Origin of the sequence: Shewanella oncorhynchi (assembly GCF_030848765.1) — a bacterium.
Classification (GTDB): domain Bacteria; phylum Pseudomonadota; class Gammaproteobacteria; order Enterobacterales; family Shewanellaceae; genus Shewanella; species Shewanella oncorhynchi.
In genome coordinates, this window is sequence record NZ_CP132914.1 from 365,201 (window position 1) to 389,072 (window position 23,872).

The window sequence follows — 23,872 nt, forward strand, 5'->3', positions numbered from 1 at the left end:
ATAAATTGAGTAATGGGTATTAGTAGTCCTCATCCATCACCCGTATGCAATTGCGGCCAGCGGATTTTGCGCGGTAGAGCGCGGCGTCCGCTTGGCGAACGAGTTCTAAAGCATTTTGTTTGTTAGAGGGTTGCAGATAGGCGACGCCTGCGCTCACTGTCACAATCCCAAGGTCGGTATTTGCATGCGGAATGGCAATGGCTTGGATCAACTGATGTATATGCTGCGCTGTCTCAAGTACGGTTTGATTATCTACATTAGGTAATAGAATGACAAATTCTTCGCCGCCGTAGCGAGCGACTAATTCGCCCGCTCTGCGACCGGACTGGGATAGTGTACTCGCTAATTGTTTAAGGCAATCATCTCCGGCGAGGTGGCCATAGTGATCGTTAAATTGTTTAAAGTGGTCAATATCGAGCATGATGAGGGCCAGTGAGGAATTACTCCTTTGTCCTCGACTCCACTCTGTTTGTAACATCATGTCAAATAGGCGGCGATTGCCTATATTGGTTAAACCGTCGGTATTGCTGAGTATTTCAAGTTGCCTATTGGCTTCTGCCAGTTCACTGGTTCGAGCTGTGATCATGGATTCAAGTTCGACGTTACGTTCCTCTAATCGCGCGATCGGGTAAATTTCCCCTTTGTGGGCTAAGCCGTAGGGGATGGATATGCCACTGTGGACAATCATCCAGTCGTTGTTTTCTCGGTGAAATATCAACACTAGCCGTGCTGTCTCGCGGGAAAGCATAGGATTAGGGATAGGTAAGTGGATATGGAAAAAGGCAGTCACAACCACGAGGTTGTCGGCAAGATCTTGTAAAGAAAGATCTAACATTTCGATGTGGATTCGCTCAGGCACTTGTGCAAAGTCTTGACGAGTGATTCGCACCCATTCTTCCCTGCTGGTGACAAGCTGGTCACTGCTCCCTGCATAGCCGCTAAAGTTATCACTAAAGCGACGAGTTAGCCTGTCATCACGGGAGGCATACATCTCAATATATTCGTCAAATAACGAATGGATCAATTGCTGTCGGTCGGGTCGCATAGGTTAGCTCCGTTGGGGAACATAAAACCATTTTCCTAATATCCGTATAGGAATATTATCTGCGATAAAGTCTAGCTGTTGCCTGATTGTAATCAATTTTATGACATATATATTAAAAATACTGCAGAGGGTGATGTAAGCCAGTATCTGCAGTATGGTCTGTGAGACAAAATTGTTTTGTATTCACTTAATGTATCATTTAGCCCAAGTATTATTTAACACAGCCTGTTGGGATTATTCAAAATCAGGCAAAGCTTGTTGGTATTGCTTAGCAGGGACTGCTGATGAGAGGTTACTGGATTGCGTTAGCTGAGTGTGTCACTAGGCGGCACGTGAGGTCTTTTCTGGATAGTATTTGGCAGTTGCTTTATTGCTAACGCCTATCTCGCTGTGGTGCGGCCGAGGACGTCGGGATACTCGATAGGACTTAGAGCCCTATCGAGTGAGCGTCAAGCTTATGACTTAGCTTTATCTGCCAATTTTACCGCATTGACACTTTCACCTTTGAAGCTGATAGTCACATTTTTCTGAGCGACTTCATTATCTTTGAGCAAAGTCTTAGTGGTTTCTGCCAGCATTGGAGAAGCTGCATTTAACGCACTAAGATCATAGGCCCAAACTTCTAGATCCGCTTCATTATAAGTGCTAGCAGGCGCACCTAATTTTTCAGTGATTGTTTGCTTGGTTGAGCCTTCTTTAATGCCGAATGTATTTTTAATCGCTTCATTCGTTGCGCTGTCTAACGCATTGGTTGCCGTATCATTCACTGTGTCAGTGACAGATTGAGTTGCTGATTTAACGATTGAATCGAATGGGCCAGCATAAGCAAATAATGGCAGAGCAGTAAGAGCGATCAATAATGATTTTTTCACACAATAATTCCTTTGGTTAATACATTCCTTTATTAAATGCGCGCGAATTAGACCAGTAATTAGATTTTGTGTCAATTAAGCATCTGTTCTATATGATTTTATTTTAATCCTTTCAGATTGCTCCTACTAAGTGGGTCAACCTTTAGTTGTACATAAAGGTTTCCATTTTGAGGTTTTCTAGTCTTATCTGCTGCTGTTTTCCAATTTCGTTAGTGTTTTATTCCATCGCAATTGGATCCCATTATATGTGTCATTTTAGGTGTTCTAGTGATGTCGCGTATTCTAGTGCCCAATTCTATTAATCACTTGGATCAATTCCATGCGGATGTTGTCTGGTGTTTGGCTATGCCAGAACCCCGCTAAGTAAGCGCCCAGCGGTAGGATAAATAATGCAATGAGCACTAATGCGAGCAATCCCTTATGACCGAGTCTATGGCCGGATTTCAGCCCAAGGCCGAGGGCGGCAGATTTAGGGCAAGCCGCGACACAGCGCATGCAGGCTTGGCACTCGTCACTGCGAACCGTGGTTTTAGTGTGCACTATGATGTTTGCTGGGCAAGCGCGGGTACACTTGTCGCATTTCATCCCTTTTGCTTCGATAAGGCAGTGCTGGGTATTGCGGCGGATTTTTAATGGGCTCGCAAAGCTTAAGATCCCAAGCATAGCGCCATAGGGACACAAGTAACGGCAGAATCCCTGACGACGCCATGCAGCTAAAGCGAGGATCAGCGCAAATACCAGTAGCGTGATTAGGCTGGGTGTTAGGAAGAACAATGCCATCTTCAAGTCGGCAATCTTATGATAATTACCTTCAAGATAATGGGGGATGGATTGTGCTGGCATACCAATGACTATGTAGCAAAGTGCTAGGAGTAATAGATATTTCAACATTCGCAGTGGCCAATCTAGCCAAGCGGGTGGTGCAAGCTCTGATTTAATAAAGCGTTTTCTAAAGGAATACAGATATTCCCCTGCCAGACCTAATGGGCAAGCCCAACCGCAAAATGCCCGCTTGCAGAGTAAACCTGTGAGTAATACCGCCGCTAGCATGACTGCTGCCGCAGGATGGGTTTGATCCCACAAATTGAGGCTGATAATGGCCTTAAGCTCAATGCCACCCGCAATCGGTAAAAAGGCATCGACTACGTCTGGGCGCATTAGCCAAGGTGTGATTCCTTGCTTAAGCAGTACGGTATTGATTGTGTATTGTATGGCAACCAGTAAGAGCGATAGCGCTAAGACATGTTGAGTCCCTTCACGAAGGGTATTGATTTTAATTTCACCCTTGAGTGCATCAGGCGCAAATTTATGCCCAAGTAGCATCAGTGGTAGTGCAATAAGAAGCCCGAGAGCCAGTGGCCAATAAAGACTCATTGCCACCGCACCGATACTGAGCAACAGAGTGGCGACAGCGCCCCATTTCTGGCCGCTCCAATAGCTGAGGGAGGCGAGATACATGAGTGCCAACATCAGCGTGAGTGATTCGATAAAAGTCATAGTGATGAATACAGCTAATAAGTTACAAGTACAGGCTCTGAGTGGTGAACTGAGGATAAGTTTTTGAGTAATAAGTGAAATTGTGCGTCAGATCTAAGATTCGCGCTATCAATCAATTAAAGCGCGCCATAGCTCACAAAGCTAAGTGTTTTAGTCTTGCACAAATAAAGTATGGCTTGCAGGGACAGCGTGCGAGGTCACACAAAGAATAAAAAGCCCCAGCAATTTATTTTGCTAGGGCTTAGGCGTTCAGTGGGGCATTTGGATTAATTTTTTGATTTTTCGAGTGCTTCGATAAATTTGCTCGATTCGTTAATCGAGGTGTTCATCTCTTTAATCAGGGCCGAAATATCGGTTTGCAGACTCGCAAATTCGCTTTTAATCGCACCAATGGCTTGGGCGTTCAAGTTATGCTTGAGATACAGCATATTGTCTTTCATAGCGGTGAGTATCGGCGGCATTTTCGACTCGGCACGGCGCATACTTTTAATCAATTGTTCATAGGCGCGGCGCGTTTCTTTGAGTTTAGCTTCACTGTTGCGGCGTAGATTAGCTTTACTGATCTCGCTAATTTCATTTTGCCACTCATCGAATAGGGCTTCGGCTACATCTTCGACTTTATTGATGCGGTTGCTGACGTTATCGGCGGCACTTTGAGCCGATTCGTATTCATCTTTGGCTCTGCTATAGGCTTTTTCTAAGTTGCCATCACTGTAATTGAGCAGTGCTTGCATTTCTTCTAGGGCTGAGCTGAACTCTTTTTGAGCATCCTGTTGGGATTTTTTCGCATCTTTAACTCTGTCGACCATAATATCGCGTTTATGGTAACCGACCTTTTCCATTGCGCCGTAGTAGGCACTCTGGCAACCACTAAGCAGGAGACTTGTGGCAATCAGCCCTGAAGCTATCAGTCTTTTCATTGGGTGTTCCGTCGCTGAATGAAATTAATTAATCGGCTTTAAATCGCGCCGCATCGATAATGCTCCACAGATGAAAGATAGCACCTATTACCGCAGGCACAATCAGCCACCAGAGGGCATAACCCACCACTGTGATAATGAAAAATAACAGTGCGGCCATTATTCGGCCTTGCAATAATTGGCCTAGCCCAGGAAAAAATAGGCTAGCAATAGCGGAAATAACGTTACCTGCAGATCCTTGTTGAGACATCAATTCACTCCTTAGACTTGTAAATTAAGTGTTTATTGTACGAAGATAACGAGTCTATACCAACAGAATCAAGAGAAACCCGTGACTAAGAAGATAGAACTGGCACAAATTCGCGCCTTATTCCTCGGGATCTGGCACTTCCTGCTGCATTTGAGACGGCGTTTAGTTGAAGATCAAATCAATATCCGCGCCGGACATTTAGCCTATGTCACACTGTTGTCACTCGTGCCTATGGTGGCGGTGACTATGTCTATGCTGTCAGCTTTTCCGGTATTTAAGGGGATACGTGGACAGATAGAAGGTTTCGTTTATCAGAATTTTTTACCCGCCGCTGGCGATACTGTGCAAGTGTATATCAATGAGTTTGTGGCCAATGCCTCTAAGGGGACTGCGGTTGGGATTGCGGCCTTAGTTGTGGTTGCCATTTTGCTGATTTCTGCCATTGATAAATCGCTCAATAACATTTGGCGTACTAAAGAGAAGCGTTCAGTGGTGGTGGCTTTTTCTATGTATTGGATGGTCATCACTTTGGGCCCGGTATTGGTGGGGGCCAGTTTGGTTGCCACTTCCTACGTGGTGTCATTGAAGGTTTTTGATGGTCAGTTGTCGGGTGTGGTGCCCGTGTTTCTTGAGCGTTTGCCCATGCTGTTCTCAGTTGCGGCATTCTTGCTGTTGTATATGGTGGTGCCTAATCAAAAAGTGAAGTTTCTACATGCACTATTAGGGGCGATTGTTGCCGCAATCTTGTTTGAGTTAGGTAAAAAAGCCTTTGCTTTGTATGTCACTCAGTTTCCGAGTTATGAAGCGATTTATGGTGCTTTAGCCGTGATCCCCATTATCTTTGTCTGGGTGTATTTATCGTGGATGATAGTATTACTCGGCGCGGAAATTACCGCCGCGATGCCTGAATATTTAGATTATGAGTCGAGCTCAGATGATGACGAAACAGCTCTGAATGCTAAGCCTCTAGAAAATGCCTCCCAAGATAATTCCGCTGCGGTGTTAACTTCGGCTGAGGTGACGGCACTCAAGGCGGTGGCTAAATCTGAATGACCCCATTAGAGGATTATTAATGGCGATGACACTGAATGCCTGAATCCTTCCCATCTTTTATCCGTCGCGACTGGTTTAACGTTGGCAATGGTCAGCAATTGCATCTGGCGCAATACGGTAATCCACAAGGTATCCCACTGCTGTATTTGCACGGCGGTCCGGGAGCGGGTTGTGATATCAGTGATTTAGCTTTATTTAATGGCGCTCAATATTGGATTTTGCTTTTAGATCAACGCGGGTCTGGACAATCTTTACCCTTTGGTGATTTAGCAAATAACCATCTCACGGGTTTGATTAGCGATATTGAGGCGATTCGCCTTGCATTGGGTATTGAGCGTTGGTGTTTAGCAGGCGGCTCTTTTGGGGCCACATTAGGCTTAATTTACAGCGGATTATTCCCAGAGCGGGTGATTGCACAGGTACTGTGGGCGTTATTTATTCCATCCAAAGAAGGTCTCGACTGGCTCTATGGCGCTGACGGCGCTGCAAAATTGCAACCTGCGGCTTATCGACTCTTCAATGACATTTTTCCGGTTCAGTTATCGCTGACTGAACTGCTGGATTCGTACCATCAAGGTTTGGCATCGGCAGATGAATATGTGCGATACCATTTTGCGCGGCGTTGGGTACAGTGGGAGTTGCAGCTTGCGGGGGCGAGGTTAGTGCTACCAAGGCTGTTACCCGAATCCGTATTAGCATTAGCCAATATCGAGTTACACTTTGCTCGACATAATTACTTCAATGCCATGAATGTGTTACAGCGCGTGACGCCTAGAGTGAAGGCGCGTAGTGTGTTATTGCAAGGAATGCAGGATGCGATTTGCCCAGCGACGCTATTACGCGATTTTTTGGCTGGGTTGGAGCATGCTATTACAATTCAATCTGTTGTCGATGGCGGACATATGCTCAATAGTGAGTCTCTATTTTTGGCGGTCACAGCAGAAATCCATGCTATGTGGTCGTGGATACATCAAAGGGAAATACAATGAAAACATTGCTCATCAGTGCCAGTTTACTCGGATTAACCGCCTGTGCCGCTACGGCGCCCTCGCAAACCAGCGCGATTGACCCAGTGGCGACTCAGGAGGTCGTGAGTGCCCCTGTCGCGCCCAAAGTTGTTGAACTCGGTGGGTTGACCAATGAAACTGCCGCTGATCGCTTGTACCAAGCACTGATTAACGCAAATTATCTGGCCACCCAAGTTGCGCCGACTAAAGTTGCTGTGCAGTTTGGCAATAACCAATTCTTGCTTGAGCCGAGTATCAATTCAGCGGGAATTGACCGTATTTTAATGAATCGCTTCTATGCTGTGCACCCGCAATTGCAGGCTAGCCAAGAGTTGCCTGCCGTGATTGGCACCTTGAATCAGAAGCTTAATTTTGCCAAGTTTGTGTTGTTGGACCAAGGCGCAGTGATTCAAGTGCAAGGTACAGTGACCTTTGCCGACCGTATTGAAATAGAAGAATTACGTCGCTTTATGCTGTGGACGAACGGCGGCTTAGCGCAGGTCGTACAATCTTTGCCTGATGGCGTAGAGCAATATATCCGCCCGTTACCGCTAATGCCGCAAATGGTTCCCGTTAAGCCTTAATCTAAAAGGAAAAGTTGTGATTGCTTTAATTCAAAGAGTGAGTCGCGCCAGTGTGGTGGTTGATAACCAAACCCTAGGTGAAATCAATAAAGGCTTGTTGGTTCTGCTCGGTGTCGAGCAAGAAGATACCCGCGAGAAGATGGAAAAGTTGGCGACTAAAGTCATGAGTTATCGCGTTTTTTCCGATGAAAATGGCAAGATGAATCTCAATCTAGAACAAGTCGGCGGGTCTTTATTAGTCGTGTCACAATTTACCTTGGCCGCTGATACAGGCCGAGGCTTGAGGCCGAGTTTTTCAGGGGCGGGTACGCCGGAACAAGCCTTAGGCTTGTATGAAGAGTTTGTCGCATTCTGCCGCGCTAAGGGCGTTCACACAGAAACAGGACAGTTCGGCGCCGATATGCAAGTGTCCTTAGTCAATGATGGCCCAGTGACCTTTAATCTGCAGGTGTAGCTTCCGTGATGTTTATCTAGGGGTCTAGGTGATGGGGGGCTAGGCATAATCAGTGTCGCTTGTACCAAGAGGGAGTATTAAGGGAATGCACATGGATCAATTACTCATTAAATTACGCCAGACTTGGCACAGTACGATCCCCGTTAGCGAGTTTATGCAGATAATGCCACTCGATTACAGCGAGGGAGAATTTCGAGTCACAGCGCCGATGATGCCCAATATTAATCTGCATCAGACCATGTTTGCGGGCAGTATTTATACCTTGATGACCTTAACGGGCTGGGGTGCCGTGTGGCTAAATCAACAGTTAGTGGGCGTGGCGGGTGATATTGTGCTCGCCGATGCCCATATTCGTTATCTTGCTCCTGTGACTTGTGACCCTGTGGTAAAAGTACAATGGCCAGATGTGGATCTCAGCCCGTTACAAAGGGGGCGCAGGGTTAAGGTGAAGCTGGAAGTGCAATTGTATTGTATGGATTCACTGTGTGCGGTTTTTGAAGGCCTGTATGTTAGTACGTCGAAAGTATGAATGCATCGAAAGTGGCTTAGTGTATCTGTACGTCGAAGATGACGTATAACCTTTCTAAAAAATCGAAGCTAATCTCAGATTTTATCCGCTTTATTTCTTTTTTATGGGCTAATACACTAGCGTCATAGAGTTGAGATATTCCATCTGACTCTGAGTCATTTACCTATTTTCGGAGCAGATTATGTCTAAAGTCTTAATTTTAAAATCAAGCATTCTTGGCGGTTATTCACAATCTGCCGTGTTAATTGATCACTTAGCGAGTCACTGGGAAACCCAAGGCGCCGCTATTACAGTGCGTGATTTAGGCGGTAAAGACGTACTGCCTATGGTGGACGGTGAAATCGCTTCTGGGTTACGCGGTGGTGCAGAATTATCGGCACGTCAGCAAGAAATGCTCGCCTTATCAGATACCTTAGTCGCTGAATTAAAAGCGAACGATACGATTGTTATCGCTGCACCTATGTACAACTTTACTATTCCGGTTCAACTTAAAAACTGGATCGATTTTGTCGCCCGTGCCGGTGTGACTTTTACTTATACTGAAACGGGTCCAAAAGGATTAGTGGAAGGTAAACGCGCTGTGTTAGTGACGACCCGTGGCGGCGCTCATAAAGATGGCCCAACAGATCACGTTGTACCTTACTTGAAAACGGTTTTAGGCTTTATGGGTATCACCAATGTTGAAGTGGTTTACGCCGAAGCACTGAATATGGGCCCTGAAGCACACGATAAAGGCATGGGCGAAGCGAAACACAGCATAGATCTGCTGCAGGCTTAATTGTTCCGTTGATTAGCTGAGTCATTTGATTTAGCTGAATAAAAAATGCCAGCCCTTAATAGGCTGGTATTTTTGTATGTCCATTTAAGCTAAGCACGCTTTGCTTAAGTGGCTAGGTTTGAGCAACTAGACTCGAGCGGCTAGGTTTAAGTGGCACGCTAAGCTGTTTATTCGCAAAGGCTGCAGCCTTTGGTGAGGGTGCTAGTCTCAACATAACGCACCTTAGTGCTGGCTTGGTCGCGATTACGACTGATGCTAAAGCGTGTATGGTGTTCAGTTTCAAGCGGCTTTTCAGCAGTGTTACCCTGTGTGGCTTCAAACTGTAACGCTTTGGCATGATTTGTTTTATGCATACACCACCTCGCAGATATTTAAGTCATCACAATGTACAGACTGGCCTGATTAGCGCCGCACAACCAAGGCTTAAATTAGCTCGGCTGGCAGCAGACTAAATCTTTAAGCGAACCGCCATTTACCACGCAGCTAAAGCCATTGGCCTTGAGAATGTCGCAGCCTTTTTGCGCTCGAATACCCGCGCCACAATAGAGCACGAAGGGATGCTGTTTATTGTCGACTTGGTGTAACCATTGGTCGAGTGTTGGCAGCGGCACATTAATGGCTTGGGGCAAATGACCGGAGGCAAATTCCTCTGGTGAACGCACATCAATCACCCGTGCGCCTTGCTCAATCAATTGCCAACATTTTTCGCCCGAGTGGCTGCCGGATAACTTAGCCAGTAAAGATTGAAACATAGCATTGCCCCTACCATTAGAGAATTTTCAATAAGTTTATTCTAATGGATTGGTGAGTGCAAGCACTGCAGATTATCGGCAGTGAATGGTTTTTGGCATTACTGGCACTAGACAAGTAGTTAGAGGCTAGACACATTAGCTCGTTGATAGTGAATGATGTCGTGGAATACCACGGCTTGGTCGTTTAGATTGCGATAGCCATGGGGTTTGTCGGCCGAAAATCGTACTGCTTCACCTTGCTTGAGTGTTTGCCATTCGCCATCAACTAGCACTTCCATAGTACCGCTCAAGACAATGACATGCTCAGTGACACCCGTTTCATGGGGCTCAGAAAGCCGCTCATAGTTTGGCAGCAGGGTGAGTTCAAACATCTCAAAACCGAAGCGCTCTTCAAAGGGGAAGAGTGAGGCGACTAGCATGCCGTCGGTGGCGGGTTGTTGGCGTAACTCGTCGGGCTTACGGAATACTGCGCCTTGGCTCTGGGGCGTGGGTTCGAGAAAGGTCGACAGCGAGATATTGAATCCACTGGCAATTTTCCACAGCGTCGCAATGGTTGGGCTTGATTCACCGCGCTCGATTTGTCCTATCATGGCCTTACTAACGCCCGTCTCTTGAGCGGCTTTATCTAAACTCCATCCCTTTTGGTTGCGAAGTGCTTTAAGCGTGCTGGCGAGATAGCTGTTTATCGTTTGCACAATGGCCCCATCATTTTTATGAAAATTTAGTTTGTACGTTATAACGCACAGGTGTTATCTTGTCCATCTCGTACGTTATAGCGCACAAAAAGCTATCTTGTTCATTTTATAAGTTATAGCGCACAAAGTAATGGCGACATCAATTGCAGAGAAAGGGAGTGGATATGTGGCGAGATGCAGGGAGTTTATCAAAAATATCAGCGGGATTTATTGCGGTATTAGTGGGTTATAGCAGCTCTGCTGTGATCATCTTTCAAGCGGCGGAGGCTGTGGGTGCGACACCGGCACAGATCAGTTCATGGCTGTGGGCTTTAGGTGTGGGCATGGGCGTGACCAGCATAGGGTTATCGCTTTACTACAAGAATCCTATTCTTACGGCTTGGTCGACACCGGGCGCAGCGCTGATGGTGACCAGCCTTGCAGGGTTGAGCGTAAACCAAGCCATAGGCGCGTTTCTGGTTAGTTCGATATTAATTACCCTTTGCGGGGTGGCGGGCTGGATGGATAAGCTTATCCGCATCATGCCGCAGTCAGTCGCTTCAGCCATGTTGGCGGGGATACTGTTGCAATTTGGCCTAGGGCTATTTCAGGCGATGCAAACCCAGCTGAGCCTCATATTGATTATGCTGTTGGTGTTTGTTGTGGTTAAGCCTTTTGCGCCGCGTTACATCATCTTACTGACCTTGTTGGTGGGTATAGGTATGAGTTTTCAATTAGATTTACTCAAGCTAGATGCAGTTCAGTTGCAACTGGCGATGCCCGTGTGGACTACACCTGAGTTTTCGTTGGCGAGTGTGATTGGCGTGGCGCTACCGCTGTTTGTGGTGACTATGGCCTCGCAAAATATGCCGGGCGTTGCTGCGCTGCACGGTAATGGTTACAGGCCACCCATTTCACCTTTGATCACGAGCACAGGGTTAATAGGGGTCATTCTCGCACCCTTTGGCGGTTTTGCCTTTAACTTATCCGCCATCACAGCGGCGATTTGTATGGGTAAAGAAGCTGACCCGAATCCCGCGACTCGCTACTGGGCGGCAGTGTGGGGCGGCGTATTTTACTTTATCACTGGGTTACTCGGCGCCACTGTGGTCGGCCTGTTTTCCGCTTTCCCTAAGGAATTAGTACTAGCCATCGCCGGATTAGCCCTGCTCGGCACTATTGCCAATAGTCTGACCGCTGCATTAGCTAAAACGGAAGATCGCGAAGTAGCAATTATCACTTTCTTGGTCACGGCATCGGGTTTTAGTGTGCTGGGCATCGGCAGCGCATTTTGGGGGTTGTTGCTTGGGTTTATCATCCATTGGTGGAACGGGCACAGAACTGCATCAGTAGTTAAGCGAGCGAATACTTAACTGCAGCAAAGCGCCTTAGAGATGAATTTCAAACACTAAGGCGCATGTGTTTTAGATTTTCTTCGTCATAAACACGCTATTGGGATCGAGTTGGTAGCCGTCGAAGGGGCCGCAGATTTCAAAACCAAATTTGCAGTAGAGCAAGCGAGCGGGATTAAAGAAGTCCATCGAGCCTGTCTCTAGACTCAGGCGTTTGACGCCAGCGCTTTTGGCATCGTTAATTAAGTGCTGCAATATTTTAGACGCTATACCTTGCTGTTTATAGGGCGCGGCGGTGCGCATTGATTTGATCTCGGCGTGCTCGGTATCTAACCATTTTAGTGCACCGCAGCCCGCTAAATTGTTGCCATCCCACAGGGTCCAAAAGCGAATATTGGGCTGACGCAGGCCATCAAGATCTAATGCGTGAACGCTTTCGGGCGGTGAGGTTGCTCGCATATCGTTGAGGTGTTCTGTTAAAAGTGCTGCAATTTCAGGCCCTTTTAGATCATCTAGTATAATTTTCATCGTCTTTCTCAAGATTGAAACTCCCTCTGTTGTTGCTTATCCATCATAGTGTTTGGTCTTTTGGGGGTAAAAACACGGTGGTGGATAAGCAAATGCTAGGCCACCAACGCTTTGCTTTAGCTATAGCTAAAATCAAAGTCGTGGGGCTTCACCCCACACCCGACCAAGGAGGACTGCTCGTCCTATCCTCCTTGGATGCTCCAAGACGCCCCTAACGGAGTTGAAAGCCCCTTGTGCTCATTGACAAATTTGCTATCGCTTCCGAAGGATGCGTCCCTGCACCTGCGAAAGCTAGTCGGTCATCCATGACCGAACTCACGCAATTTGTCTATTCGCCCTGCGGCAACTCCGAGGGGATGGTGTATTCTTTTGACTTTAGAGTTGTCTGATCGTCCTTAAATCATAAAAGAGTTGTTGACCTGTTTCTGTCGTTGTACGCGTTTTAATCTGAACTTAGGGCTGGAATGCAGTAAATCAACGTCATGTATTTACCTAAATTTAGCGCGGAAGAATAGTAAAGCTAAAACAATATCAAGTGATTACGGTCTTGGCAGTATAAAAAACAGCTACCCCAAAAAAGCAAATTCCTATAGCATCATTCATACTCATTTACATGGATGTAGCTGCGGGCATATTTGAGATTGAGCCAACAAGCGATTTATGTCCTGCAAACAGCTCAACGTATAAATACTAATGCGTTAAATTGCTTTTCCGATCTCTGAGTTAAAAAAATGAAAAATACATTGGTAATAATATTGATCATATTTCAGATAGCATGCTCCACCATAATTCAACATAATGGTGCTGAGATAATTGAACAAGATGTTGGATATGGGTCAATAAAAAGTATAAAAAAGCTTGCATCGTATCGTGTGGGGAGTTTGGATGAATATCCAATGTTAAAACTATCTGGAATTTATATACAAGGGAAAATCTCTGATGGATTTTTGAGTGATTGTAAAGGAGAACAATGGAACATAGGTTTCGGTAATGTACTAATATTTAGTCAAGACAATAATGTGAATATAGCTTATGAGGCAAAGTATAAGTGTGAAATAAATAATGAAAGTGTGGTGAAATTTTTGAAATATAAAAATAATACTATCAAAGATGAAATCGAAGAGGAAATAAAAAATAAAAGTGAAGAAGGATTGTATCGACAATCAGATAATTTTGCCAATCGTGTGTTTGAGCAATCTGGATATGATCGAGCTATAAATTTCAGTTGCGCGGAGTTGAAGATGACATCTTCTAAAGCATCACTCAATTATGAAAAAGATATTTTAAAGTATGTGAAGTCACTAACTGGAGATAAATATAGTGAGGATATTATGAAGTTAGCCTTACAGCGTGGGTTGTTGCTTGTATCGCAGGGATTATTAAAGGTTTCAAATGATTATTGTCAGGCGATTGACTTTGGCGGCAGTATGTACAAACGATTCTAGTGAACTGGCCTTGTTATTTAAAAGAACCGTTAAATCTGGAGGAAATTACTATCATATTTTTTAGAAATCTATTTTTATTAAGGATCAAGGAGGTTCAGTGTCTTTTCTCTACAGAGGGGTAAGCGAAGAGTTGTATCTGAAGCTGAATGGGAAATTGAAACCTAAAATTTCAAACCAGCAGTTTGCATCTCATGCTCACTTTGGTGAATCGCCAGCAGTTTTTGGTTCTGGTATCGTGTTCGGTGAATCGAATATAAACTCGGTGGTACGCCATCAATGGGCGCAAGCTGGAATTCCAACATCTGGAGTATCAACAACCCCTTCAATTGAACGAGCACGAATCTATGCACTTAATGAATTTAAGCTGAAGAAAGGATATATCTTCAAATTATCTGTAGAACGACTTTATCAAGCTGGCGTTTCTATCTACAAGGTAAATGAGTTAGTGCCATATCCGGCAATCCCTGAAGATGACGAACATATATTGGTTGCTGATGATTTTGGCAGCATACCAGAAAGTGCCATTATTTCTGTAGAAGTAGTTATTTAAAATTTAACAAGCCACTTATTGTTAAATTTTCTAGATATTTAGTTGTAAATAGCAAATTTTTAAAGTGTCAACCTGACTCTAGTCTTTTAAGTCTACAGATTACGCTAATGCACGAAAGGCCGGCCATGGTGATTGTTGAGACGACCGTCCGCCCCATGGACGGGGCGGTCGAGCATCCAAGGATGGACTTGCTGCGTGTCGTAGAGCCAGTAACATGGTTGGCCTCACCCTGAACAATATCTATGTTTAATAGCCTCTTCGCCTTCGGTAACTCTCGTTTATCAACTTAGAGCCTCTAGGTTCTTTCACAGTGTAGTGAGTGATTAGCCTGTATAGGCAAATATAAAAATGGCCGAGGATAAGCTCGGCCATGATTTACTCGATTAAGCGTAAAACGGGTAGGTTTAGTAGTATTTCTTCAAATAACTCTCGGCGTAGTTTTTGAGTTTTTTGTTTGAGCTCGTGGTTGCCATATTTTCAATCACATCGCGGTAAGCGGTATTCTCCGAACTAGCTAGCGCTTTTGCCATGTTGGCATAGGTATCGATGGCGAGTTTGTCATTGGCCATTAAGCGTGGTGTTTTCAATTCGTTACTGAGCACGGCCAGAATAAAATCATCGTACTGGCGGTCATCCATGATGCGTTTAGCCGCGAGACGCATTAATTCTAAATCATTGCTGCGTAGGGCATTGGCAAAGGCATTATTTTGCTGACTTTGATCGGCAGTATATTGGCTTTTATCCGCAAGAATCGCATTCCATTTTTTATATATTGTTATGTTTTCTAAAGCTTGACCTGCGTATTTTTTGAGTTTTTTAGGATAATCACCATTAACAATCTTGTTGATGGTTTCGCTGTACTTATCATTGCCTGAATAAGCTAAGCCTTTGACTAACCAAGCACTGTAGTCAATGGCATTTTTTTCAGTGGCTTGGGGCAAAGATGCGAGTAGCTTTGCTTCGAGCGCATCAAAAATGGCCGGATCGGTTAAACCAGCGATGGTGAGTGATTCAATGGCTTCTTTTTGCTTGAATTGGTTATCACCCTTGAAAATTTCTTGATAGGTTTCAACAGTGTAATCTTGGGCAAATGTGGGTGAACTGAAAAAGCCGATGCTAAGCAAAATACCTGCAAATAGTGGTTTCATGGTGATGTCCTTATAGGGTTTGTATCTGTTGTTAATCTTTCCAGCGTTTAAAAATCAGCGAGGTATTAATGCCGCCAAAGGCGAAATTATTACTCATGACATAATCTGTATCGATTGGGCGCAGTTCGTTACGGATATAGTCCAAATCGGCACATTGTGGGTCGATACTTTCAAGATTGAGTGTCGGCGCAAACCAGCCCGCATTCATCATCTCAATACTCACCCAAGCTTCTAACGCGCCGCATGCGCCTAAGGTGTGGCCCGTGTAGCTTTTAAGGGATGAAATCGGCATACCAGCACCAAATACTGCGTGGGTCGCGTGGCTTTCGGCGATGTCACCGCGATCCGTTGCCGTGCCGTGGGCGTTCACATAACCTATGGCGCTAGGCTCAAGCTGGGCATCTTTGAGCGCCAACCTGATAGCGATTTCCATGGTCTGCGCGTTTGGTTGGGTAACATGTTGGCCATCTGAATTCGTGCCAAAACCGACTAACTCAGCGTAAATCTTGGCGCCGCGCGCCTTGGCGTGTTCGAGCTCTTCGAGCACCAGCGTACAAGCACCTTCGCCAATCACGAGGCCATCACGGCTCGCATCGAAGGGGCGTGGCGTGAGTTCGGGAGTGCTGTTTTTAGTGCTAGTGGCAAACAGGGTATCGAACACGACGGCCTCAGTGGGGCAGAGTTCTTCGCCGCCGCCCGCCAACATTAAGGTTTGATGACCGTATTTGATGGCTTCATAGGCGTAACCTATGCCTTGGCTCCCCGAGGTACAGGCGCTGCTCGTGGTGTGAATTCGGCCCTTTAAGCCGAAAAATACCCCCACATTCACCGCTGTGGTGTGTGCCATCATGCGGATATAACTCGTGGCGGTGACGCCCGACATATCACCGGTTTTCAACATATCACCAAAGGCGATGATGGCATCGGTACTGCCAGTGGACGAGCCATAGGCGATACCCATTTCACCCGAGAACACGATAGGATCGTCCAATAATCCTGCATCAATAAGAGCAAGCTCGCTGGCGCGGGTCGCCATGATAGAAACCCGACCCATAGAACGAATTTTCTTGCGTGAATAATGGCTTGGCACTTCAAAGTCGCTAATGGGCGCGGCTAAGCGGGTATTGAGGCCATCGTATTTATCCCATTCGCCCATAGTGACAACACAGTTTTTCTGCGCCTTAAGGCTCGCTGCTATCGCCTCCCAATCATGGCCTAGGGCGGTAATGCCGCCAATGCCAGTGACAACCACTCGTTTCCCTAAGCGGATTTGATTTGTCGCTTCGCTCATTTAGATCATGCCTCCATTGACCGATATCACTTGGCGAGTGATATAGGCGGCATCGTCAGACATTAAAAATGCGGCTAAGGCGGCGATTTCACTCGGTTTACCCATGCGGCGCATCGGCACTAATTGCTCGACCATATCCTTAGGAATATCGGCCACCATGTCGGTTTCAATCAAGCCGGGGGCGATACAGTTGACGGTGATTTTGCGTTTTGCCAGCTCTAATGACAATGCCTTAGTCGCACCGATAATACCCGCTTTTGAGGCGCTGTAATTGACTTGGCCACGGTTGCCCGCAATCCCAGAAACTGAGGCTAAGGTGATGATGCGCCCGCCCTTGCGGCCTTGTACCATAGGCATGACGCAGGGGTGGATGACATTATAAAAACCGTCTAAGTTAGTGTGGATGACGCTGTCCCACTCGCTTTCTGTCATGGCGGGAAAGGCGGTGTCGCGGTTGATACCAGCATTGAGGATCACGCCATAATAGGCACCATTGGCCTCGATATCGGCTTCAATGGCGGCTCTGACGGTTGCGCGGTCGGCGACATCAAATTTCAGCAGGCTCACATTCACCCCAAGCGCGCGGATTTGCGCGGCAGTGTCATCGGCAGCTGCTTGGTTACTGTGGTAATGCAGGGCGATATCGAAACCCGCAGCGGCGAGTTTTAGGGCGATGGCTTTACCAATGCCGCGGCTCGAACCGGTAACTAATACTCTGTTATTCATCTGTTTTCTCCACCCCATTTTATCGTTATGTGTCGGTATGGGGTTTCATGTATTTATGGTAAAAAGGTCGCTTGTTAAGGCGCTTTAACGCTTTTTATCTACATCATTGCTTTAGTGCCCAAGGCTTCTATTTGCCGCGTCTTGATTGCCTGCAAGATAGGCTTGTGTGTCCTGAGGCTGGAACACATTTACATTGGCTTGGGCCACTAAGCTCTTTTCTAGCTCAGTGCCGGCTTCGGGCAGCAGATAAATTTGGCAATCGAATACCGCTAATCCCGATTCCTCTTGATAGAGGCGGCTGACTTGGGTGCGATAGGTGCGCCCGAGCTCATATTGCTTTGCATACAAGGTTAATTTGCGCGATCCCAATAGAAAACCGACGCGGATTTTATCATTGCGAAGCTTTGCCTCAACCCCAGCAAGGGCGGCAATACTTTGAGCCATATATTCGATACCCACATAATTGGGTACGGCTTGATATTTATCATCGAAATAAGGGCTCTTGGCCGTGATAGTGACTTCGGTCTCTAGGTTATCGCGCCGATAACCAATGATTTTATCGAGCAAAATCATTGGTGCCCTATGGGGAATAAAATCGGCAATATCCTGTTCGGCAAAGGGTTGGTTAATCTTAAGTAACTGCATGGTACTAGGCCTCGTTACGGCAGAAAATCAGGCTGGCATTACTGCCGCCAAAGGCGAAGGAATTGCTCATCACATAATTAAGCGCGCCCTTAGCGGCGACTTGATGGCGCTCGACCAATGCAATGGGCGGATCCTGTGGATCGACTTGTCCGTCCCATTGATGGGGCGGCAGGGCTTGGCCGTGATTATGTGCTGAAAGTAATAAATAACAGAAGGCGGCTTCAATTGCGCCTGCGGCACCTAAGGTATGACCGACTAAGGGCTTGGTCGAGCTACAGGGCGGTGTGTTAACGCCAAACACTTCAACCAGGGCGCGGCTTTCCATCGCATCATTTTTAGGTGTGGCAGTGCCGTGCAAGTTTATGTAACCAATATCTTTTGCTGCAATGTGTGCATCTTGCAATGCCGCGTGCATGGCTGCGATGGCACCTGCACCTTCGGGGTGTGGCGCCGACATATGGTGCGCATCGCTCGACTCGCCAATACCCGCTAGCATGACCTCTGACTCGCCCAACGTCAGGACGAAAAGCGCCGCGCCTTCGCCGATATTGATACCATCACGGTTGATGCTAAAGGGATTGCAGTGGCCTTTCGAGACAGATTCTAAGGCGTGAAAACCATTGACTGTGAGTTGGCATAAACTGTCGACACCGCCGACGATCACCATATCGCAGAGGTTAGCCTGTAATAGGCGTTTGGCACTGGCAAAGACTTTGGCGCTGGATGAGCAGGCGGTTGAAATCGTGTAGCAAGGACCGTCTAGCTCAAAATATTGGCGTAAAAAGTCGCTGGTGCTGCCGAGCTCTTGCTGGAAATAGTGGTAATCCGCCGGAAAGTATCCGTGTTGATTGCGGTAGCTCAGCGCGGCTTCACCTTTTGAAATCCCTGACGTGCTCGTGCCTAGCACTACACCAATACGGGCATGACCAAAATCCCGTTTCGCTTGTTCAACTGTGGTCGCAATTTGCAGTGCGGCGCACAGCAGTAATTGGTTGTTACGGCAATCGAACTGAATGAGTTTTTCGGGAATGGTTGGTAGTGCTGCCGTCACGGGGGCAACTAAGGTTGGGTGCTCGAACAGGAGAGTGTCACTGCGCAGCATCGCACTGGTATCACCGGCGATCAGGCGGTCTAAAACCTGCTGGGGATCTTGCCCTAGCGGGGTACACAATCCAATCTGTGTAATAGCTACTCTGTTCATCATTGTGTGTCTTTTTACCATGGCACAGTTAAGTGCGGATGCTAACAGATTAAATAGGTTCGATTTCTAGCTCAAATTTAGCTTGTGGCATAGTTAAGCTGATGTGGGCTTGCCAAAGAGCATCGCCGATATTTTGTTGATAACGGATTTGCACCACATGGGTTTGCTGGCCGCTTTTACTGATCAAGGTGTCTTGACCATAGATCTGGCGACAGGGGATTGTATTCACTCGGGTGCCTTCAAGCGTATCGCCCTGATTTCTCTCAACCGTATCGCAAAGGCCTGTGACTAAATGACCACCTTCTAAATGGGCGCGAATACTCTGCTCAGGCCAATAGATCAGTTGCATCATCGCCATTAAATACTCAGCTTTAAAACTGTCCCCTAGCAGCACGCTTTGTTCACTGCTGAGTGTATTACCATCATAAACTAAGGTAAACAAAGCCTGTCCGAGTGGCGCTAAGCCAACGAGCGTCATGCGCTCATCCTCTAACTCTAATTGAGTGAGCAACTCGTGGGACTTATCACCCACTTTAATGCTGACCTTTTGGCTAAAGGACTGGGGTGAGGATACGCCCGTTTTGCTCTCGGTTTGCTGGCTGCTAATGTCGGCGGGTTTGGCCGTCGGTTTAATCAGAGGCTTATCGGCTGCGGGGGCAAAATCATGGGGCAGTGGCGCCAAGCAATAACGCATGTCTTTAGCGAGGCCGACACAGGTTTGCCTGAACAGCAGTTCGCTACATCCCGTCAGCCCTAGACTTATGATCAGTAGCGCGGGGAACACTCGCCATTTCGCGTTAAAGTTGAGCAACATGCGGCTACGCCTCTGCAAATTCAGGAATGGCAACTTGGTTTTGGCACAATTCGACCACCATGTTCAGGCGGCGCTCCGAGTCTTTAACGAAGGGATTATTGATGTCCCAAGCGTAGCCCGCCAGAATCGAGCAAATCATTTGCTTGATGCGTGGATTCGGTTCTTCATAGAAGATCACATCCTGAAAGCGGCCATCATACCAAGCTTGCACATAGGTGCGGAAGGTATTCACCCCCTGCATTAAAGGCGCTGAGTAATCGGCTTGCCAGTCAACCGTTTCGCCATTGAGTTGTTTAGTCACACATTTTGCCGCCATCGATGCCGATTGCATGGCGATAGTGACGCCGGAGGAAAATACCGGATCAAGGAACTCGCCGGCATTACCCAGTAGGGCGAACTTGTCGGTCGCAAGGCGTGACACATTGGCTGAATAGCCCTTGAGCGTGGCGCATTCTTGCACCACCTTAGCGTTTGCCAGTAGGGCTTTTAGTCCTGGTTCTTCATTGACTATGCTCATCAATTGTTGCTCAAGCGAACCTTGTAAACGCGCAAGTAATTGCGGTTCTGCCACTACGCCGAGTGAACAACGGCCATTGCTAAAGGGAATGAGCCAATACCAAATGTCCTTATGCTCAGGGTGGACGCTGATTAAAATCTTATTACGATCGAAACAGGGATCGCTGATGTTATCTTCCACATGGGTGAAGATGGCGCTTCGCGGTGGCAGACAAGAAGGGCTTTCCAAGTCGAGTAAGCGTGGCAACACACGGCCAAAACCACTGGCATCAAGTACATATTGGGCGCTGATTTGATAAAGCTCGCCCTGTTCATTGCGCACCATTAAGCATGGGTTCTCGGTTAAATCTATCGCCTCGACGGTTTCGCCGTAGCGGATTTTGACCCCTTGGCTTTGGGCTGTATCGGCTAACAGTTTATCAAAACTGGCGCGCTGCACTTGGAATGTGGTGCCCGGCCCTGGGGTAAATTTATCGGTAAAATCGAAGGTAGTGTAAGTGCCATTGCGACGAAAGGCGGCGCCATTTTTATGCTGGAATCCGGCGGCATTGAGCGCATCTAGCATGCCAGCTTCTTCGATAAATTGCATGCAGCAGGGCAGTAAACTTTCACCGATGGAAAAACGGGGGAAATGTTGTTTTTCTAACACCAGCACGCGCTTACCTTGTTGGTGTAGCAAGCTGGCGGCGATGGCGCCTGAAGGTCCTGCGCCGATAATAGCCACATCGACGGCAAGTGAATTTGGCATAGCCGATAAATCGTGAGCGGGTGTAGGCATGTAAAGTACGTTCCTTGTCGTTATCAGGACTTTTTAGTCGTTAAAATCAGTGGCGAAAGTAAAAAGGTTAAACCTATACCTAGTGACAGGGTTAAACCAAAATAATGAATCGCTTGGGTCTGGCTAAAGGCGAGTAAACCAAAGGCTAATAGGGTCGAGCAGGCGGACATGAATACCGCCATCATCACTGCCTTGCCGTGGTTTTGAGCAGAGGCAAAGAACAAGCTGTAGTCTATCCCAATCCCGAAAACTAAAATGAGCGCGAGTGCATGGAACAGACTCAGTGGCGAGCCCGTTAAGCCTAAGGTTGCAAGCGTTAGCAAGGCCGCAAGGGCTGGAACGGCAACGACAACCGCGGCTTTTTTAATGCCAAAATTCAGGCTAAACAACAAGAGTGCGATACCGAGTGCGAGCGCTAACAGCTTTAGGGTTAACAGTCGGTAATGGCCCATGACGGCGGAGATATCCGCGACTTTATCGATAAGTTGTACGCTTTGATCATTGGCAAAGCGCGCCTTGATCGCGTCGATCTGTTTAATGCCGCCAAGCAAGACAATTGCACCATACTCAGCGCTCGCCCCATCATTTAGAACGTTATAGTCGGTGGCCTTGCCATTTGGTGCTAGCCACAGCGGTGCGAGTTGCTTGCCTGCCTCTTGCGTAAAGAAATCTGCTGGACTGATATATTGCTCTTTAGCTGCTAAGTAGCTTGCTTGCAGCTCTGGCTTTAAGTTCTCATCCAACCCAAGGCTTGTGAGCACAGTATCTATCTGAGTTTGATAGATTTCACCCTGTAAGCGATAAGCCGTGTCTTGCCTTTGATGGCTGGGAAGATATCGGCTGAGGCTGACGTAGTTGCCTAACTCTTGATTCGCAATAGCGGCATCGAGTAGTGGCGACACTCGCTCAAGCTGTTGTAGTAGTGCTTCTTCATTCGCGGCGCGTACCAGTAAGAATTGATTATCTGTGCCGCCGCTGAGTAGCTGCCTGAGCTTATTTTCAGGTTCAGTCACGCTCGCGGGGCTTTGCTGTAAATGGCGAATATCGTCATCGACGGTTAACTTGGTTACGCCAACCAGACACCACATTACTATCACTAAAGCAAACATGCCCATGCCTAAAGGCGTGGTCAATCTGTTGGATAACTGAGTGAGGTTGGCAAGGTACTTCCCCGCTAACGCTAATGGGCGGGAGCCAGATGGCAAACGACTTCCCGCTAACAGTGGGTAGGCGAGAATGAGGGTGAGATAGGCCCCGAGCAGCCCCGCGGCGCAGAAAATCGCCACTTGCTGCATTCCTGGAAACGGCGCTAAACCTATGCCCACATAAGCTAAGGCACTGGTGATAAAGGCAAGCGTCACTGTGGGAAATATATACGCGACCGTCGCCTTTGCGTTGCGTTCGGTATCGCTTAAGCGCTCGCAGTAAAAATGAAAGCTGTAGTCGATGGCAATGCCAATCAAGCTAGTACCAAACACTAAGGTGAGTAAATGCAGCTCGCCAAACACGCTTAAGGTAAAAGTCACTGCCAGCAACAGCCCGCTGGAAATGGTAACGATTGCCAACAGTAGCGGCATCACTGAGCGAAACGCCAGCCAGACTAGGGCTATTACCCCAAGTAAGGATGCAAGACCGAGGATCGAGATTTCACTCTTAGCCGTTTGGGTCGCCGCAATCGCGTGAAACAGGGCGCCAGCCTTAAGCAAGGTAATATCGGGATAGTTTTTTTCAACGGCATCCAAAGCTACTGTTAATGCCGTCATCTGCGCCAATTGCGCATTGGGATTAAAAGCACTTTCTTGGCCCTTTGCCATAACAACCGCAGCGACATTATCGCCTTGATTAGCCAGCAGAATACCTTGGCTGGCTCTGACTTTTGAACTCGGCGCGAGGGCGAGTAAATTGGCGGGGAATAACAGTAGTGGATCTTGGGCAAGCAAGTTGCTATTGGCGTAACTAAAGGCGTTGTAAAGCTGTGCGGTGGCCGCTTCAATCAGATTTCCAATGTCTTTCGTTGCTAACGCCTCAGCTTGTGGCGCTGTCAGTAATTTAAATCTGTGGGGGAAATAGTATTGCCCCAAGGCTTCACCGAGCCGCATATCGGCGCTGCGAATATCTGTAAGTGCGGCATTTGTTCCAGTAGCAACAAGGTCAGTTTCAAGCTTTTGCATCAACAGCTTAGCTGCAGCGATTGCCGTAGTTTCATCCTTGGCGACGAGCGCAATATAGACTTGATCGGCGAGCGTGGCTTCTACTTGGTTAAGGGCGCGCTCTGTGAGTTTGTCCTGCTGTAAATGGGGCAGCATGGCGAGAATATCGCTCTGCACCCTTGCGCCGTTTTGCCAGAGTTGCAAAGTCCACAGACTGGCAGACAGCATCAATAGCAACCAAATGGCGAGGCGCCATTTAGGGGATGATTGTATTAGCGCTTGATTGGCGCGCGCGGTGAAGTTGGCGGCCATG

Annotated in this window: 26 protein-coding genes; 9 read left to right on the plus strand and 17 right to left on the minus strand. The window is 47.2% G+C overall.

Going from position 1 to position 23,872, the window contains the following annotated elements:
- Positions 1–19 precede the first annotated feature (19 nt).
- From RA178_RS01730 to RA178_RS01750, 5 genes are all read right to left on the minus strand, one after another.
- The gene (locus RA178_RS01730) at positions 20–1,045 is read right to left on the minus strand and encodes a GGDEF domain-containing protein (RefSeq protein WP_198572511.1); all 1,026 of its coding nucleotides are present in this window, start codon (positions 1,043–1,045) and stop codon (positions 20–22) included.
- A gap of 455 nt (positions 1,046–1,500) precedes the next feature.
- Positions 1,501–1,917: a hypothetical protein gene (locus tag RA178_RS01735; RefSeq protein ID WP_105251122.1), complete on the minus strand. Its 417-nt coding sequence runs from the start codon at positions 1,915–1,917 to the stop codon at positions 1,501–1,503.
- A 282-nt stretch (positions 1,918–2,199) separates the two neighbouring features.
- On the minus strand, positions 2,200–3,414 hold the full coding sequence (locus RA178_RS01740; RefSeq protein ID WP_113941332.1) for a 4Fe-4S binding protein: 1,215 nt from the start codon (positions 3,412–3,414) through the stop codon (positions 2,200–2,202).
- 266 nt (positions 3,415–3,680) lie between these two features.
- Positions 3,681–4,334, minus strand: coding sequence for a DUF2959 domain-containing protein (locus RA178_RS01745; RefSeq protein WP_105251124.1), 654 nt, complete (start codon positions 4,332–4,334; stop codon positions 3,681–3,683).
- A 28-nt stretch (positions 4,335–4,362) separates the two neighbouring features.
- Positions 4,363–4,584 carry a hypothetical protein gene (locus RA178_RS01750; RefSeq protein WP_006079786.1) on the minus strand — a complete coding sequence of 74 codons (222 nt, stop codon included), beginning with the start codon at positions 4,582–4,584 and terminating at the stop codon, positions 4,363–4,365.
- Between the two features lie 81 nt (positions 4,585–4,665).
- On the opposite strand from RA178_RS01750, the gene RA178_RS01755 reads away from it, so the two are divergent.
- From RA178_RS01755 to azoR, 6 genes are all read left to right on the plus strand, one after another.
- Positions 4,666–5,637 carry a virulence factor BrkB family protein gene (locus RA178_RS01755; protein WP_212600263.1) on the plus strand — a complete coding sequence of 324 codons (972 nt, stop codon included), beginning with the start codon at positions 4,666–4,668 and terminating at the stop codon, positions 5,635–5,637.
- Positions 5,638–5,672: 35 nt separating this feature from the next.
- Entirely contained in the window at positions 5,673–6,626 is a 954-nt protein-coding gene (locus RA178_RS01760; RefSeq protein WP_263140785.1) for an alpha/beta fold hydrolase, read from the plus strand.
- Positions 6,623–7,228 (plus strand): hypothetical protein, encoded by a 606-nt coding sequence (locus RA178_RS01765; protein ID WP_219234718.1) that lies wholly within the window; start codon positions 6,623–6,625, stop codon positions 7,226–7,228. Before RA178_RS01760 ends, RA178_RS01765 begins: the two co-directional genes overlap by 4 nt.
- Positions 7,229–7,244: 16 nt before the next feature.
- Positions 7,245–7,682, plus strand: a complete 438-nt coding sequence (gene dtd, locus RA178_RS01770; protein WP_131524019.1) for a D-aminoacyl-tRNA deacylase — start codon at positions 7,245–7,247, stop codon at positions 7,680–7,682.
- Positions 7,683–7,773: 91 nt separating this feature from the next.
- Positions 7,774–8,211, plus strand: a complete 438-nt coding sequence (locus RA178_RS01775; RefSeq protein ID WP_212600267.1) for a thioesterase domain-containing protein — start codon at positions 7,774–7,776, stop codon at positions 8,209–8,211.
- Positions 8,212–8,392: 181 nt separating this feature from the next.
- Positions 8,393–8,989 (plus strand): FMN-dependent NADH-azoreductase, encoded by a 597-nt coding sequence (gene azoR / locus RA178_RS01780; protein WP_173242729.1) that lies wholly within the window; start codon positions 8,393–8,395, stop codon positions 8,987–8,989.
- A 167-nt stretch (positions 8,990–9,156) separates the two neighbouring features.
- Here azoR and RA178_RS01785 read toward each other — a convergent pair whose 3' ends face one another.
- The 3 genes from RA178_RS01785 to RA178_RS01795 all read right to left on the minus strand — a co-directional run bounded on the left by RA178_RS01785 (position 9,157) and on the right by RA178_RS01795 (position 10,436).
- Complete coding sequence (locus RA178_RS01785) at positions 9,157–9,342, minus strand: hypothetical protein (RefSeq protein WP_263201441.1); 186 nt, start codon at positions 9,340–9,342, stop codon at positions 9,157–9,159.
- 75 nt (positions 9,343–9,417) lie between these two features.
- Positions 9,418–9,741, minus strand: a complete 324-nt coding sequence (locus tag RA178_RS01790) for a rhodanese-like domain-containing protein (RefSeq protein WP_105251132.1) — start codon at positions 9,739–9,741, stop codon at positions 9,418–9,420.
- Positions 9,742–9,860: 119 nt separating this feature from the next.
- Positions 9,861–10,436: a helix-turn-helix domain-containing protein gene (locus RA178_RS01795; RefSeq protein WP_263140774.1), complete on the minus strand. Its 576-nt coding sequence runs from the start codon at positions 10,434–10,436 to the stop codon at positions 9,861–9,863.
- A gap of 164 nt (positions 10,437–10,600) precedes the next feature.
- Between RA178_RS01795 and RA178_RS01800 the strand changes: the two genes are divergently transcribed.
- The gene (locus tag RA178_RS01800) at positions 10,601–11,788 is read left to right on the plus strand and encodes a benzoate/H(+) symporter BenE family transporter (protein WP_011787676.1); all 1,188 of its coding nucleotides are present in this window, start codon (positions 10,601–10,603) and stop codon (positions 11,786–11,788) included.
- 51 nt (positions 11,789–11,839) lie between these two features.
- Here RA178_RS01800 and RA178_RS01805 read toward each other — a convergent pair whose 3' ends face one another.
- Entirely contained in the window at positions 11,840–12,295 is a 456-nt protein-coding gene (locus RA178_RS01805; RefSeq protein ID WP_306684281.1) for a GNAT family N-acetyltransferase, read from the minus strand.
- A 731-nt stretch (positions 12,296–13,026) separates the two neighbouring features.
- Between RA178_RS01805 and RA178_RS01810 the strand changes: the two genes are divergently transcribed.
- Complete coding sequence (locus tag RA178_RS01810; protein ID WP_306684282.1) at positions 13,027–13,740, plus strand: hypothetical protein; 714 nt, start codon at positions 13,027–13,029, stop codon at positions 13,738–13,740.
- Positions 13,741–13,837: 97 nt separating this feature from the next.
- On the plus strand, positions 13,838–14,290 hold the full coding sequence (locus tag RA178_RS01815; protein WP_306684283.1) for a hypothetical protein: 453 nt from the start codon (positions 13,838–13,840) through the stop codon (positions 14,288–14,290).
- A 404-nt stretch (positions 14,291–14,694) separates the two neighbouring features.
- Here the strand turns inward: RA178_RS01815 and RA178_RS01820 are convergent, their stop codons facing one another.
- The 8 genes from RA178_RS01820 to RA178_RS01855 all read right to left on the minus strand — a co-directional run bounded on the left by RA178_RS01820 (position 14,695) and on the right by RA178_RS01855 (position 23,871).
- Positions 14,695–15,438, minus strand: a complete 744-nt coding sequence (locus tag RA178_RS01820; RefSeq protein ID WP_306684285.1) for a hypothetical protein — start codon at positions 15,436–15,438, stop codon at positions 14,695–14,697.
- Between the two features lie 31 nt (positions 15,439–15,469).
- Positions 15,470–16,729 (minus strand): beta-ketoacyl-ACP synthase, encoded by a 1,260-nt coding sequence (locus RA178_RS01825; protein WP_306684287.1) that lies wholly within the window; start codon positions 16,727–16,729, stop codon positions 15,470–15,472.
- The gene (locus RA178_RS01830; RefSeq protein ID WP_105251139.1) at positions 16,730–17,455 is read right to left on the minus strand and encodes a 3-ketoacyl-ACP reductase FabG2; all 726 of its coding nucleotides are present in this window, start codon (positions 17,453–17,455) and stop codon (positions 16,730–16,732) included.
- Between the two features lie 111 nt (positions 17,456–17,566).
- The gene (locus RA178_RS01835; RefSeq protein WP_168826494.1) at positions 17,567–18,100 is read right to left on the minus strand and encodes a hotdog family protein; all 534 of its coding nucleotides are present in this window, start codon (positions 18,098–18,100) and stop codon (positions 17,567–17,569) included.
- Positions 18,101–18,104: 4 nt separating this feature from the next.
- Positions 18,105–19,304 (minus strand): beta-ketoacyl-[acyl-carrier-protein] synthase family protein, encoded by a 1,200-nt coding sequence (locus tag RA178_RS01840; protein WP_306684290.1) that lies wholly within the window; start codon positions 19,302–19,304, stop codon positions 18,105–18,107.
- A 46-nt stretch (positions 19,305–19,350) separates the two neighbouring features.
- A complete protein-coding gene (locus RA178_RS01845; protein ID WP_306684291.1) occupies positions 19,351–20,115 on the minus strand; it encodes a DUF3261 domain-containing protein in 765 nt (254 codons plus the stop codon).
- A gap of 4 nt (positions 20,116–20,119) precedes the next feature.
- The gene (locus RA178_RS01850) at positions 20,120–21,409 is read right to left on the minus strand and encodes an NAD(P)/FAD-dependent oxidoreductase (protein ID WP_306684292.1); all 1,290 of its coding nucleotides are present in this window, start codon (positions 21,407–21,409) and stop codon (positions 20,120–20,122) included.
- A gap of 23 nt (positions 21,410–21,432) precedes the next feature.
- Positions 21,433–23,871, minus strand: a complete 2,439-nt coding sequence (locus RA178_RS01855; RefSeq protein WP_306684293.1) for an MMPL family transporter — start codon at positions 23,869–23,871, stop codon at positions 21,433–21,435.
- Position 23,872 lies beyond the last annotated feature (1 nt).

Coding starts and splice junctions, on each gene's coding strand:
- RA178_RS01730 (WP_198572511.1), bottom strand. CDS start 1,045: ATGCGACCCGACCGACAGCAATTGATCCATTCGTTATTTGACGAATAT.
- RA178_RS01740 (WP_113941332.1), bottom strand. CDS start 3,414: ATGACTTTTATCGAATCACTCACGCTGATGTTGGCACTCATGTATCTC.
- RA178_RS01745 (WP_105251124.1), bottom strand. CDS start 4,334: ATGAAAAGACTGATAGCTTCAGGGCTGATTGCCACAAGTCTCCTGCTT.
- RA178_RS01750 (WP_006079786.1), bottom strand. CDS start 4,584: ATGTCTCAACAAGGATCTGCAGGTAACGTTATTTCCGCTATTGCTAGC.
- RA178_RS01760 (WP_263140785.1), top strand. CDS start 5,673: ATGCCTGAATCCTTCCCATCTTTTATCCGTCGCGACTGGTTTAACGTT.
- RA178_RS01765 (WP_219234718.1), top strand. CDS start 6,623: ATGAAAACATTGCTCATCAGTGCCAGTTTACTCGGATTAACCGCCTGT.
- RA178_RS01775 (WP_212600267.1), top strand. CDS start 7,774: ATGGATCAATTACTCATTAAATTACGCCAGACTTGGCACAGTACGATC.
- azoR (WP_173242729.1), top strand. CDS start 8,393: ATGTCTAAAGTCTTAATTTTAAAATCAAGCATTCTTGGCGGTTATTCA.
- RA178_RS01785 (WP_263201441.1), bottom strand. CDS start 9,342: ATGCATAAAACAAATCATGCCAAAGCGTTACAGTTTGAAGCCACACAG.
- RA178_RS01790 (WP_105251132.1), bottom strand. CDS start 9,741: ATGTTTCAATCTTTACTGGCTAAGTTATCCGGCAGCCACTCGGGCGAA.
- RA178_RS01800 (WP_011787676.1), top strand. CDS start 10,601: ATGTGGCGAGATGCAGGGAGTTTATCAAAAATATCAGCGGGATTTATT.
- RA178_RS01805 (WP_306684281.1), bottom strand. CDS start 12,295: ATGAAAATTATACTAGATGATCTAAAAGGGCCTGAAATTGCAGCACTT.
- RA178_RS01810 (WP_306684282.1), top strand. CDS start 13,027: ATGAAAAATACATTGGTAATAATATTGATCATATTTCAGATAGCATGC.
- RA178_RS01820 (WP_306684285.1), bottom strand. CDS start 15,438: ATGAAACCACTATTTGCAGGTATTTTGCTTAGCATCGGCTTTTTCAGT.
- RA178_RS01825 (WP_306684287.1), bottom strand. CDS start 16,729: ATGAGCGAAGCGACAAATCAAATCCGCTTAGGGAAACGAGTGGTTGTC.
- RA178_RS01830 (WP_105251139.1), bottom strand. CDS start 17,455: ATGAATAACAGAGTATTAGTTACCGGTTCGAGCCGCGGCATTGGTAAA.
- RA178_RS01835 (WP_168826494.1), bottom strand. CDS start 18,100: ATGCAGTTACTTAAGATTAACCAACCCTTTGCCGAACAGGATATTGCC.
- RA178_RS01840 (WP_306684290.1), bottom strand. CDS start 19,304: ATGATGAACAGAGTAGCTATTACACAGATTGGATTGTGTACCCCGCTA.
- RA178_RS01845 (WP_306684291.1), bottom strand. CDS start 20,115: ATGTTGCTCAACTTTAACGCGAAATGGCGAGTGTTCCCCGCGCTACTG.
- RA178_RS01850 (WP_306684292.1), bottom strand. CDS start 21,409: ATGCCTACACCCGCTCACGATTTATCGGCTATGCCAAATTCACTTGCC.
- RA178_RS01855 (WP_306684293.1), bottom strand. CDS start 23,871: ATGGCCGCCAACTTCACCGCGCGCGCCAATCAAGCGCTAATACAATCA.